We start from the raw sequence: 13273 nt of genomic DNA, 5'->3' as shown, positions 1-13273 counted from the left end.
TATCCAAGTAGATTCAGCACTAATTTTCTCATCTTTTCGTTACTAGAGATACTACACATTTCAAAATAAATATTATGAATTCTTTCATTTTAAAATTTTATCATGGGACACTTTTAGGAAATGTATTCCGTAGCGTATTTCATACTTTAATAAACAGCTTACCTGACGTAGCATTTCAGAGATACCGTTATTTTAAAAACATGGGAAAAAAACTAAGGTTAAACCCGCCAAAGACGTTGAATGAAAAAATATGCTGGTTAAAGCTGAATGATCGTACCCCACTACACACACAATGCGCAGACAAGTATGGTGTTAGAGATTACGTTATTGAAAAAATAGGATCTGAATATTTGGTGCCTCTCTATTTTCAAACAGAAAAAGTAGAAGATATCTGCGATGAAAAATTGACTGAAAGACCTTGCATAATAAAAACCAATCATGATAGTGGAGGAGGGATATTTATTTACGAAAAACAAAAGATTAATTGGGAAGAGGTTCAATCTGAATTGAAAGACAGATTATCACATAATTATTACGAAAAATATAGAGAATGGCAATATAAAAATATTAAGCCTTCTATTATAGTTGAAAAATTATTAATTAATAAGGAAGGCGGCATCCCATTTGATTACAAATTACACTGTTTTAATGGAAAAGTAAGAATGATTCAAGTAGATATGGGCAGAGGCACGGATAATCATTATAGAAATTGGTATGATATTAACTGGAAACGAGAACCTTACAAATGGTCTTCTCCTAGTAAAAATGGTCAATTTACCGACCCTAGCAAGAAAGATGTACCAAAACCTGAAACATTTGATGAAATGGTTCACTTATCCAATAAACTTTCTAAACCGTTCGATTATGCAAGAGTTGATTGGTACGATGTAGATTCAAAATTGTATTTTGGTGAAATAACATTTCATCATGATGGAGGAACTAAACCAATTCTACCTGAAGTATGGGATTTAAAACTAGGTCAAGAATTGAAATTAACTAAATATAAAAAATAGAATTACCATAATTCAAGCTTTAAACTAATTTTAAAGTATATTACATTTGACTCTGCTTAAATCTACTTACTATATTTCCATTTAAATGAAGATTTTAGAATTTGGAAGGTACATTCTTTTATTTCTGTTATTATGCAATATACCTGCGTACTCATTACTGTATTTTGGTTCAGGCATGGGAGTAATTACAAGTTACCTTAGTACACTTTTATTATTAGTTTATTATCTTCTTTCCAAACCATGGGAAAAACCAGCCTTGCCATTTATAGTATTTGGGTTGCTTTTTTTTACTTTCAGTAGTTTTAATTACACAGAAGTAGATACTACTAATTTCTTTATTAAGGAATTTTTCAGGTTTATGATTGCTGTTATTTGTTCTGTAACACTATTAAAAAAATCTAAAACTGAAGATTTTTTTTTCATTCTATTAATTGGAGCGCTGAGTATAATTATAAATGCAATTGTTTTTCCTGAAGCGAATGCTGCACACCAATTAGTAAAAGGCCGTTTTAGTGGTTTTTTCCTGAATCCAAACTACGCGGGTAGTGCTTGTTTAATAGGCTTTGCATTGACATATCGCCTAAAAAACCGACTATTAATGTTGTCAGGGCAATTTCTTTTCACGTTGGCGGGCATCTTCACTCTTTCGCGTACATTTGTAATTGTTTGGCTATTAATAAATGTAATAGCTACTTTTCGAGACAGGAAAAATGTTTTTGTGCCGTTAATTGGTTTGGGGGTTTTGATAATCATGTTCACATTCACGGATACAAAAATTTTTGCCAGTAATCGTTTTTCTGCCCTCGAAAGTTTCTTTGGTGATGGACCTGTAGAAACTGAAACTCTAAAGGAAGATTCAAGAACTGCAACATGGGCTTTATATTATGATTTGATTATTGAAAAACCTATCGTAGGACGTGGTTTTATGAAATTACAAAAACACACCGCAACACTTCCTGGTATCCACAATACATATCTACTAGTATTAGGAGAGGCTGGTATTTTTCCTTTTATAATATTTATCCTTATATATATTTACCTACTAACTAATAGTTACAAAAATTTTAAAACGCATCCAGAACTCTTATATATTACACTTATTATAATGCTATCAATGGCAGTAAGTCATACATATTTTTTTATCTATAATAACTTATTGTTCTCTATTTATGTATATGTACAACTCAGGACAATAAGAAATCAAAAAATCACTAATTCCACAATTAAAAGCTAAAAGTTTAAAATGGCGTGAAGTACCTCGATGATTATGGAAAGTTTAAAAAAAGTCAAAGTAGTATTTATAATTCCTTCTCTTAAACCGGGAGGTGCGGAACGTGTATTTGCGTTTGTTTCACAAAATCTAGATCAAAAACGTTTTCGGAGTGAATTGTTAGTTATCGGTCATAAAAAAGACTCATCTTACATAATAGAAAATATCCCTGTTACTTATTTATATAAGGAAAGAGTTCTATATGCTATCCCGAGCATAATTAATTTTATAAAATTAAATAAACCTAACATTGTATTAACTTCAATAGGCCATTTGAATTTGATTGCAGGTGGTTTGACAAGAATATTTAAGAATACCCAGTTTATCATTAGACCAACCAATATACAAACAGATACAAAAATAACATGGTGGGAATCTAAATGCATTTCATGGGTTGACTCTATAATATGTCAATCACAAGATATGTCCCAAAATTTCAGGCAGATATATAGAACACCTTCATATAAGATTAGTATTATTCAAAATCCTATAACTAATGTTGCTCCTATAATCGTTTCCGATACCATTACGAAATTGCAGAATTTTGTTACAGTTGGCCGCTTAAATAAAGTCAAAGGACATATTCGAATCATTGAATTATTATCAGAATTGGAGAAAGATTTTCATTATACTATAATTGGAGACGGGCCTGAGCGCGAAAAAATTTTTTCGAAAATAGAATTTTATGGTCTTAAGGAGAAAATAACCCACATCCCGTTCACGAATGAAGTAAATAAATACCTTCTCAAAAATGACCTCTTTTTACAAGGCTCTTACTCAGAAGGTTTCCCAAATGCTGCTTTAGAGAGCTGCACTATGGGTACACCCGTTTTAGCATTTGATGTTCCGGGAGGAACTAAAGAGATTATTCAAAATGGAGTTAACGGTTACTTGGTAGATTCAAAAAAAGAGTTTCTCAATGCTTTAAATGGTCAATCAAATTGGAGTCGAAACAAAATCAGGAAATCCGTTTTAGAAAATTTTGGTTCAAAGGTTATCTTGAAAAAATATGAAGAGTTACTGTTAAGCTTTAATTAGAAAATTTTATAATACCTAGTATTTTTATATTGTAATAAATAATGACCATATCCATTTTCATATATTCCATGGCTGGTGGTGGAGCTGAACGTGTAGTTTCATATCTCTTGCCGTACATACAACAGCAAGGTTTTACCGTTCATTTAGTTCTGATGAACGATACAATTAGTTATGATTTACCACAAGACACTGTAATTCATTATTTAGAAAGATCAAAGGGTGATGAAAATGGTATTATTAAATTAATAAAACTTCCCTTTTTAGCTTTTCAATATGCAAGACTACTTAAAAAATTAAATATTACTCATTCTTTCAGCTTACTTACACGACCTAACTACATTAACACTTTGTCACGGTTGTTTCCTTCGTCCAGTCCCAAAATTATTATAAGTGAGCGATCTTTTCCCAGTCTACAGTATGGTTATGGAAATTTTCAATCGAAAGTGAATAATTGGCTTATTTCTAAGTTGTATCCCAAGGCTGATTATATTCTTTGTAACTCTCAAGGTAATGCAGATGATTTAACTACAAATTATGGTATTGAATTAAATATAACGGATGTCATTTATAACCCTGTTGACATTGAACGTATTGCGAAGATACAGCGGATTACCTCATTTTTTAATCCTGATTATTTTAACTTGGTAACCATCGGACGACTTGATTCCGGAAAAAACCATGAACTTTTGATTCGTGCTTTGCAGAACATTCCAAAAGCTAGACTTTATCTATTAGGTGATGGAGTCTTACTAAAGTATTTAACGGAGTTGACAAAACAATTAAACCTCCAAGACCGCGTTTTCTTTCTTGGCTTTGACAACAACCCTTATCAATACTTAAAAGCGGCCGATTTATTTGTTTTCGGCTCCAACCACGAAGGCTTTCCCAATGTTCTCTTAGAAGCCATGTGCTGTGGGCTACCTATTTTAACAACAAATTGTAAATCTGGCCCCAGTGAGATCATGAAGCTCGAAGAAGCCCATGATCAGGATATAATGAAAACACCTTACGGGATTTTAACTCCGGTTAGTGATGTCGGCCTTATGGCCAAAGGAATGACTTATTTTTTAGAAAATCCAGAGTACTTAGATAGCTGTAAAACCCATGTTCTTGAGCGCATAAAGGACTTTAGTAAGGAAGGAATCCTAAAATCTTATGAACTAGCTCTATCCAAACAATAAAGGCCTTCATCCAAAGTTTTATTGGTGCAAACACCTTAATAGATAATGAAAAGAAAACTTTTTAGAATCGCCGCTGTTCCCGGCTCACTTGCCGTGCTCTTAAAAGGTCAATTACGCTTCATGAACGAGAGTTTTAATGTTAGCGCAATAGCTTCTGAGGGCGAGCAACACCAAACCATAAGAGAAACTGAAGGCATCAACACTATAGTGGTAAATATTGACAGAAGGATTAATATTCTTGCCGACTTAAAATCGCTTTACAAATTATATACCCTTTTTAAAAAGGAGAAACCTTTCATTATTCACTCCATCACTCCCAAAGCCGGACTTTTAAGTATGATTGCTGGCTACTTAGCAGGTGTACCTTATAGATTACACACCTTTACAGGACTCGTATTTCCTACCCAAACAGGGATGATGAAAAAAATGTTGATATTTTTTGACCGCATTATATGTTTTTGTGCCACAAACATCTACCCTGAAGGGTTAGGGGTTAAAAATGACCTAATTTCGTACGGAATTACCAAAAAACCTTTAAAAATAATTGGACATGGTAATGTGAATGGAATAGACCTAAATCATTTTGACCCAAATTTGTATAACAACTCTATAAAGAAAGATATTAGAAGAGAACTTTCTATAGCGAAATCAGACTTTATATGGTGTTTTGTAGGTCGCATAGGGTATGATAAAGGTATAGAAGAAATGATCAATTCATTTATTCAGGTGCAAAAAAAGTCAAAAAATTCAAAATTATTACTTGTAGGACCGTATGAAAAAGAACTTGACCCATTACCCCATTCAATCGAACATGAAATTGAAACAAACAAATCTATAATTTCAGTAGGTTGGCAACAAGATGTGAGACCTTATTTTGCTATCTCAAATGTTTTTGTTTTTCCAAGCTATAGAGAGGGTTTTCCAAACGTTCTGCTGCAGGCAGGTGCCATGGGTATTTACAGCATTGTTACTAATATAAATGGCTCCAATGAAATAATAGACAACGGCATTAACGGAACTATAATTCCTGTAAAGGACAGTATTGCATTAACAGAGGCTATGTTAAACTGTCTAGAAGACGCTTCAAAACATAAGAACTACAATGAAAAATACAGGCGGTTTATCGCTGAAAAATATAGTCAAGAGTATGTTTGGTCCGAACAGTTAAAAGAATATCAGCTTCTAAACTAATCCGCATCCATCAGGTTATTTAAAAAGCGGTTAATAGTTTTTAGTTAAGACCTTTACACATCAAGTACAATATTATTTGAATCATTAGTTATGACCTATTCCTAATTGTATTTTAACAAAAAATCAAGTACTTGGTCTATATCCAAAATTAGTAGGTATTTTTATAGTTATTTTGCGACAGGAATTAGAATTGTTTTATGATTTACCGACATTTTTTTAAAAGATTAATTGATTTTATACTGGCATTATCAATTTTAGTATTGACCTCACCAATTATACTATTGGTCATTATTTTTTTAGGAATTGCAAATCAAGGCAATATATTTTTTATTCAAAGCCGCCCGGGCAAAAATGGTAGAGTTTTTAAAATACTGAAATTCAAAACCATGAACGACAAAAAAGATGCCTCCGGTAATCTTTTACCGGATGAAGTAAGGCTTACCATTGCAGGCAAATTTGTAAGAAAGACGTCACTTGATGAATTACCACAATTGATAAATGTCTTAAAAGGAGATATGAGCCTTATTGGCCCTCGCCCATTATTAGTTTCTTATCTACCCCTTTACAATGATTATCAAAAACGAAGACATGAAGTCAAACCCGGCATAACAGGATGGGCACAAGTAAATGGCAGAAATGCTATTTCTTGGAATAAAAAGTTCGAATATGATGTCTGGTATGTAGACCATTTGACATTTATACTGGATTTTAAAATACTAGTTATGACGGTATTGAAAGTTATAAAAAGTGATGGTATTTCCTCCGATACAAGCGCTACAATGGAACTATTTACAGGAACAGGAAATAACGAATTATGCGATTAAGTATCATTATACCATGTTATAACATGGAACTCTATCTAAAAGAATGTGTAGACAGTCTTTTAGACCAACAAATGACCAAAACAGAATATGAGATAATTATCGTAAACGATGAATCTAAGGATGCTACGCTGCAAATAGCACAAACTTATTCCAGTAAGCATTCCAACATCCATGTAATTGATAAAAAAAATGCCGGAGTTGGCGCGGCTCGTAATTCGGGCTTTGATATAGCACAAGGGGAATATATTTACTTTTTAGACCCTGATGATTACGTTGCACAAAATACGTTGCCTTTGCTCTTGGAGCTATGCAAAAAGAATGATTTAGACATTCTTACCTTTACAACCAAATCAGTTGTTAGTAAGCCTTATCCCTATTCCAGGAATATTGATTCTTTTAATCCAGATGTTCCTTTAGAAATAAAAGATGGTATTACCTATATTGCCGATAAAAAGCATAAGAATGAAATCTGGTGGTACCTCATAAAAAGAGAGTTCATAAAAAACACGGGAATCCGTTTTATTGAAGGCAAATGGATGGAAGATGCCATACTCACTGCCGAGCTGTTCTGCCAGGCCAAAAGAATGGCACATACCAATTTAGACGTACATAGATACCGAATTTTACCAACTTCGGCAATGCGCAATAAGAGCCCGGAACATTACAATAAAGTGATTTATGACAACGCCAATGCCGCTCATGTATTTGATAAGTTAATAGCAACTGTTCCTAAGGAGCATGAAAATGCCCAAGCATGCATTAAGCGGTTAAAGACCAGACAGCAATCGTTTGTTTTTTTCCTCATGGTACGCTTAATGAAGTCAGATATATCAGTTTCGGAGATTCCGGCAATGTTATCGGACTTTGAAAAAATAGATGCTTACCCATTAAAAAAATTCATAGGAGAAGATTATCACGGAATAGGCTATTCTTGCTTGGTTTTCGTATTTAATAGGAAACCTTTGATTAATCCATTCATAAAGATGTTCCGATCTTTTTACACCCTAACACAATGAACATTCTCATATCTTCTGCGGGCAGACGCGTTTCTCTTGTCAGAGCTTTTCAAAAGGAGCTTAAAAAAATATACCCTAGTGCAAAGGTATTTGCTTCAGATGCCGATCCAACTTTATCCGGAGCCTGCCAAATAGCCGACGGTTATTTTAAAGTACCTTTTGTTACCCATCCTGACTATTTTGATGTTCTCATAAAAGAATGTAGAGATAGGAATATTGAGTTATTGATACCAACCATAGATACAGAATTACTACCGCTGGCTCAGAATAGGCTTCTTTTAGAAAAAAACGGGGTTACTCCTGTAGTGGCTTCATCTGATTTTGTGGGCAAATGCAGGGATAAAAGACAAATTCATAAGTTTTTTGAGGAACATAATGTTGCGGTAGCCAAAGAGTTTTCAAAGGATAAGTATGAACTACCCTTATTCATTAAGCCAATAGACGGTAGTCGTAGTGTAGACACTTATCTTATAAAGGAGGAAAAAGATTTGACCTCCTATCATTTTGAAAATGATAAGCTCATGTTCTTGGAGTATCTTGACCATGACTTTTATGATGAATTCACCTGCGATTTATATTATGGAAAAGACAACAAACTGAAATGTGTAGTTCCTCGTAAACGGATTGAAGTTAGAGATGGTGAAGTTTACAAAGCTTTGACCGTTAAAAATCTCTTGGTTGATTACATTAAGAAGAATTTAGCGCATGTTAATGGTGCTGTTGGATGTCTTACAGCTCAATTTTTTGTCCATAATACAGAAGATAAGGTTAGAGCTATAGAAATTAACCCGAGATTTGGTGGTGGCTACCCCCTATCCTATTTATCAGGAGCCAATTATCCAAAATGGATTATTGAGGAATTTACTCAAGGCAAACATATTGAGGAAAACTTTGATTGTTGGGAAAATGATTTGCTTATGATACGATACGATGATGAAATTCTAGTTCATGGATATAAAGGTTGATGAAAAAACAGTTATCGTTTTTGATTTAGACGATACACTCTATAATGAAATTGACTTCCTCAGGTCGGCCTATTGTGCAATTGCCCAAGAATTGGATTTCAAAAAATGGAGGTCTCTATTTGCACAAATGTTCTCTATGTACAGAAATAAAGAAAACGTATTTGAACATTTAGCAACTACTTATAACATCAAAAAGGAAGCTCTCATAAACCTTTACCGAAATCACAATCCTACTATACAACCATTTTCAGGGGTTCTTCCTTTACTACAATCAATTAAGGACAAGGGAGGAAAATTGGCTATAATTACAGATGGGCGCAGCAAAACCCAAAGAGCTAAGCTTTTAGCGTTAGGTATTGAAATTTACTTTGATAAAATAATTATTTCTGAAGAGTTGGGCTCGGAAAAACCTGATAAAAACAACTACTTAGAAATAGAAAAAACCTTTGCAAATCATAGTTACTGCTATGTAGCGGATAATATAAGGAAAGATTTTATAGCTCCTAATTTTTTAGGATGGGACAGTATTGGTTTGATTGATAATGGCTTAAATATTCATAGCGATGGCTATCGCTATTTTATAGAAACCCATCTTCCTAAAGTTTTTATAGAAAAAATTGGAGATATCGCCGTAACATAAAGCAATTATTACCTTATTTTTTGAATAAAAGTTAACTTTCCTATTTTTTTGAAAATCCTCCTTAAAGCAGTAATTTTATAATACTATTTTACTCATCTTTACACCATGCGAAAATAGGTTTACATTAGACAATTTGTAACTGAGTATCAATTAAATACAATCGAATGGCTTCAGAAAAAAGTTATTTGCTAACCAACACCACATCAGTAATCAAAATTTTGCTTTACGGTTAAATTCTATTGAGAAATCTCAACAATGAAATCCAACACTAACCTGAGGTTTAAGATTACTTCTACCTCAAGCATTTAACCTGCATTAATGATTGAAATTGTAACCGAAAGGAATGAATGGAACGATCTCATGAAAATGGTCGACCACTGTGACTTTTACCATACCTACCACTATCATTACCTTTCAAAAAACGAAGACGAGACACCTATTCTAATTCACTATGAAGAAGATGGGGCCAGTATTATTATACCTTTAATGCTAAGAGATATTGAAGGGACATGCTATAAAGATGTTACTTCTGTCTATGGTTATGCCGGACCACTCTGCAGTACCAAAAGCCTTAATTTTGAAAATACCACGTTTAAAATTGAATTACAGAAGCTTTTTATTGAGCAAAAAATAGTTTCCGTTTTTTCCAGACTTCATCCTTATATAGACCATCAAGAAGAGATTCTTGCCAATATTGGAGATATTTCAAGTCCTGGAGAAGTGGTCTATATAGACCTTACCCTTCCCTTGGATATACAGCGCCAACAATACAGTAGTCGCTTAAAGACTTACATCAACAAAAGCAGAAAAGTATGTTCTGTCAGAAAAGGTACTTCCGAGGAGGATATTCGGACCTTTATGGATATCTATTACGAAAACATGCGTAGGGTAAATGCGGATGAAAGTTATTTTTTCAATGACCGCTATTTTTATCAGCTCATGTTAAGTTCATTCTTTAAAACAGAACTTTTGCTATGCGTTATAGATGAAACCCAAGAAGTTATAGGCGGCGCCATGTTTATTAAAACCGATGAGATTGTTCAATATCATTTATCCGGCTATAAGGAAGAGTATGTGAACCTTAATGCCATTAAGCTGATTATTGATACTATGCGTATTGATGCCACTGAGGAAAACTACAAGTTTTTTAATCTTGGCGGTGGAAAAGGTGTTAAAAGTGATTCTTTATTCGCTTTTAAATCCACTTTTTCTAAAAATCACAGACCGGCTAAATTTTGGAAATGGATTGTAAATCCTAAAGTCTACAAAGACTTGGTTAAAAAGCGGGAAGAGCAGCTATGCGACAGCACGAATGATGGTGAAAGCAATTTTTTCCCAGCATATCGCCAAATGCCCAAATCTCATTAATCTTAATTTGTTTTGATAAAAAATAATCCCTTTCTCTCAGATACCTACGTTTCCGTTTGGTCTAAACACTTTAACCAAAATAAGAAACCACTGAGCTTTGATTGCTTTAAGAATATTGGTTTTTATGGCTCAAGCTACTTGCCTTTATACATTAATACTGGAAAAACCCTAACCAAGGGCATGGATTACAGTATGGGAAGTACAGATGGCAAGGATTATAAAAACAAGGTCTTTCTTATTTATGATGTTCCAGCATATTTTAATAATGATATAAGCATTACTGCTGACTCAAAACTCAAGTTTCAAAGCTCAAAGCAATATCCTGGTTTTGCAATAAATTTAGAAGAGTATAGCAACTTCAACGAGTATATGCTTGCTACTTTCAGTAAGAGTAGCAGATACAAACTCAATAAATACAAAAAGCGCTTTGAAGCCTGTTTTGATATTACTTACAAAATGTACTTTGGTGAAATCACTAAAGATGAGTACGATGCAGTTTTTGTTTCATTTAAAGAATTACTCACTAAGCGCTTTAACGATAAACAAATAACAAATAATAACCTCAATCCTGGAGAATGGCAGTTTTATTATGATGTTGCCTTTCCCTTAATTCTGGAAAATAAGGCTTCTTTATTCGTTATTTATGACGGAGACACTCCCATTGGAGTTACCTTAAGCTACCATTCCGATATCGTACTATTTGATGCCATTACCGTTTTTGATATTGACTATGCCAAATTCCATTTAGGCTCGGTCACTATTATGAAACTAATTGAATATTGCCTAACTGAAAAAATTAAGATTTTTGATTTCTCAAAAGGATATTTTGATTATAAAACTAGATGGTCCAACAAAACATACGATTTTGAATACCATATTTTTTATGACTCCTCATCTATATTGGCTAAAACATTGGCTCAGGGACTAAAGTCCTTTTTTGATTTAAAACAGAAGTTGCGTGAGAAAAATGTAAACGAAAGATTACATAGACTAACTTATAAGCTTAAGAGCAGAAAAACAGAAGTATCAACAACGCAGACCGCGTTCAAATTTGAAGCTATTTCGGAAGAGCCGCACCAAAATGATTTAACCGAAATTGATTTAAAAGCTGCGGAAAACCATATACTAAAATCATTGGCTTTTGAGTTCTTATATCTTAATGATGAATGTTCAAAAGACTTAAAAGTATATAGAGACAATGCAAAACAGTATTACTTTATAGGCCAAACAAAAAAAGCAAAGGCAATACCAGTTCAACAATTGTAACTATTGAACAAAATTGATATTAACTCAATAAACATTTAATAACAGTGCTGTTTAATTCGCTTGATTTTTTGATTTTTCTTCCAGTGGTCTTTATACTGTACTGGTTTGTGTTCAAAAAGAGCCTGAAAATTCAAAATTTATTGGTAATTGTAGCCAGTTATGTCTTTTATGGCTGGTGGGATTGGCGCTTTCTCATTTTAATATTTTTTAGCACCGTTCTAGATTTTTTCGTTGGTCAACAAATTTTCAAATATCAGGACAACAAGCAAAAAGCCAAATATTGGTTATGGGTAAGTGTAGCTTTTAACCTAGGACTATTAGGCTTTTTTAAGTATTTCAACTTCTTTGTTGACTCCTTTATAGAGTCTGTAAATGCACTAGGTTATAGTATTAAAAGTGTTTGGACACTCCGTATTATTCTACCTGTAGGGATATCTTTTTACACTTTCCAGACCATGTCCTACTCGTTTGATATTTACTATAAAAAACTGAAGCCTACTACTAATTTCGTTTCTTTTGCCGCCTTTGTAGCTTTCTTTCCTCAACTTGTGGCAGGACCAATTGAAAGGGCGTCAAATTTATTGAACCAAATTAATACCCGCCGGGTCTTTAACTACGAACAAGCTACTAGTGGTCTTAAATTAATTCTATGGGGATTCTTTAAAAAGCTAGTAATAGCTGATTCTCTAGCTCCCATAGTAGACGATATTTTCACCAATTACCCAGATTACCCGGCCTCTACCCTTATCCTTGGGGTCTCGCTTTTTAGTTTTCAGGTATATGGTGATTTTAGCGGTTATACGGATATTGCAATTGGCACCGCAAAACTTTTTGGTGTAGAACTAATGTCTAACTTCAAATTTCCAAACTTCTCCAGGAACATTGCGGAATACTGGCAAAGATGGCACATTTCATTAAGCACATGGTTCAGGCATTACCTGTACATTCCCATGGGAGGTTCACGAGTAAGCAAACTAAAATCGTTACGGAACATTGCGGTTATTTTCTTGGTAAGTGGCCTTTGGCATGGTGCAAACTGGACATTTGTTTTTTGGGGCGGTATTCATGCGCTACTCTACATTCCCGTATTTTTAATGGGAAGAAATAGGGTGTACGCAGATAATGTTATTGCAGAACGTACCTGGTTACCTAGTATTACGGAAATAGGCCAAGTACTTCTAACTTTCTTTCTGGTTACTTTTTCCAGAATATTTTTCAGGTCCCCTTCCCTATCCTCCTCTTTTGATTTCATAAAGCAGATAAGCAGTAACTTTCGCTACGAACCCTATATGCACCCTATGGGCTATAGAATGCTGGACTTTTATGTATTGATTGCCCTTTTCACTATTTATGAGTACCTGATAAGAAAGGATGAGAGGTCTCCATTTAAATTCAGCTCGCCAGTTGTCCGGTTTTTATTGTATACCCTGGTAGTTTTGAGTATATTATTATTCTATGATGATGGTGTAAACCGTTCGTTTATCTACTTTCAATTTTAGTT

The 13273-nt window shown here is 33.8% G+C and carries 12 protein-coding genes; all 12 read left to right on the top strand.

Going from position 1 to position 13273, the window contains the following annotated elements:
• The first annotated feature begins 74 nt into the window (after positions 1 to 74).
• The 12 genes from KO513_RS16185 (at position 75) to KO513_RS16130 (ending at position 13271) form a co-directional block, all read left to right on the top strand.
• Entirely contained in the window at positions 75 to 1013 is a 939-nt protein-coding gene (locus KO513_RS16185) for an ATP-grasp fold amidoligase family protein (protein WP_215914289.1), read from the top strand.
• Positions 1014 to 1098: 85 nt separating this feature from the next.
• On the top strand, positions 1099 to 2247 hold the full coding sequence (locus tag KO513_RS16180; protein ID WP_215914288.1) for an O-antigen ligase family protein: 1149 nt from the start codon (positions 1099 to 1101) through the stop codon (positions 2245 to 2247).
• A 33-nt stretch (positions 2248 to 2280) separates the two neighbouring features.
• Complete coding sequence (locus KO513_RS16175) at positions 2281 to 3321, top strand: glycosyltransferase (RefSeq protein ID WP_215914287.1); 1041 nt, start codon at positions 2281 to 2283, stop codon at positions 3319 to 3321.
• A 41-nt stretch (positions 3322 to 3362) separates the two neighbouring features.
• The gene (locus KO513_RS16170) at positions 3363 to 4502 is read left to right on the top strand and encodes a glycosyltransferase (RefSeq protein WP_215914286.1); all 1140 of its coding nucleotides are present in this window, start codon (positions 3363 to 3365) and stop codon (positions 4500 to 4502) included.
• Positions 4503 to 4547: 45 nt separating this feature from the next.
• Positions 4548 to 5693, top strand: coding sequence for a glycosyltransferase family 4 protein (locus KO513_RS16165; protein ID WP_215914285.1), 1146 nt, complete (start codon positions 4548 to 4550; stop codon positions 5691 to 5693).
• A 200-nt stretch (positions 5694 to 5893) separates the two neighbouring features.
• Positions 5894 to 6517, top strand: coding sequence for a sugar transferase (locus tag KO513_RS16160; protein ID WP_215914404.1), 624 nt, complete (start codon positions 5894 to 5896; stop codon positions 6515 to 6517).
• Positions 6508 to 7533 (top strand): glycosyltransferase, encoded by a 1026-nt coding sequence (locus KO513_RS16155; protein ID WP_256439104.1) that lies wholly within the window; start codon positions 6508 to 6510, stop codon positions 7531 to 7533. Before KO513_RS16160 ends, KO513_RS16155 begins: the two co-directional genes overlap by 10 nt.
• Complete coding sequence (locus KO513_RS16150) at positions 7530 to 8498, top strand: ATP-grasp domain-containing protein (RefSeq protein WP_215914283.1); 969 nt, start codon at positions 7530 to 7532, stop codon at positions 8496 to 8498. Before KO513_RS16155 ends, KO513_RS16150 begins: the two co-directional genes overlap by 4 nt.
• The gene (locus KO513_RS16145) at positions 8482 to 9138 is read left to right on the top strand and encodes an HAD family hydrolase (RefSeq protein WP_215914282.1); all 657 of its coding nucleotides are present in this window, start codon (positions 8482 to 8484) and stop codon (positions 9136 to 9138) included. Before KO513_RS16150 ends, KO513_RS16145 begins: the two co-directional genes overlap by 17 nt.
• Before the next feature lie 318 nt (positions 9139 to 9456).
• A complete protein-coding gene (locus KO513_RS16140) occupies positions 9457 to 10506 on the top strand; it encodes a peptidoglycan bridge formation glycyltransferase FemA/FemB family protein (RefSeq protein WP_215439970.1) in 1050 nt (349 codons plus the stop codon).
• Between the two features lie 180 nt (positions 10507 to 10686).
• Positions 10687 to 11772, top strand: coding sequence for a GNAT family N-acetyltransferase (locus KO513_RS16135; protein WP_215914281.1), 1086 nt, complete (start codon positions 10687 to 10689; stop codon positions 11770 to 11772).
• 107 nt (positions 11773 to 11879) lie between these two features.
• Positions 11880 to 13271 carry an MBOAT family O-acyltransferase gene (locus KO513_RS16130; protein WP_371735861.1) on the top strand — a complete coding sequence of 464 codons (1392 nt, stop codon included), beginning with the start codon at positions 11880 to 11882 and terminating at the stop codon, positions 13269 to 13271.
• The last annotated feature ends 2 nt before the right edge of the window (positions 13272 to 13273 follow it).

Origin of the sequence: Zobellia sp. B3R18, from assembly GCF_018860715.1 — a bacterium.
In the GTDB taxonomy this organism is placed as follows: domain Bacteria; phylum Bacteroidota; class Bacteroidia; order Flavobacteriales; family Flavobacteriaceae; genus Zobellia; species Zobellia russellii.
The sequence above is the reverse complement of the archived record's forward strand: the minus strand, read 5'-3'. Positions and strand labels throughout refer to the sequence as shown.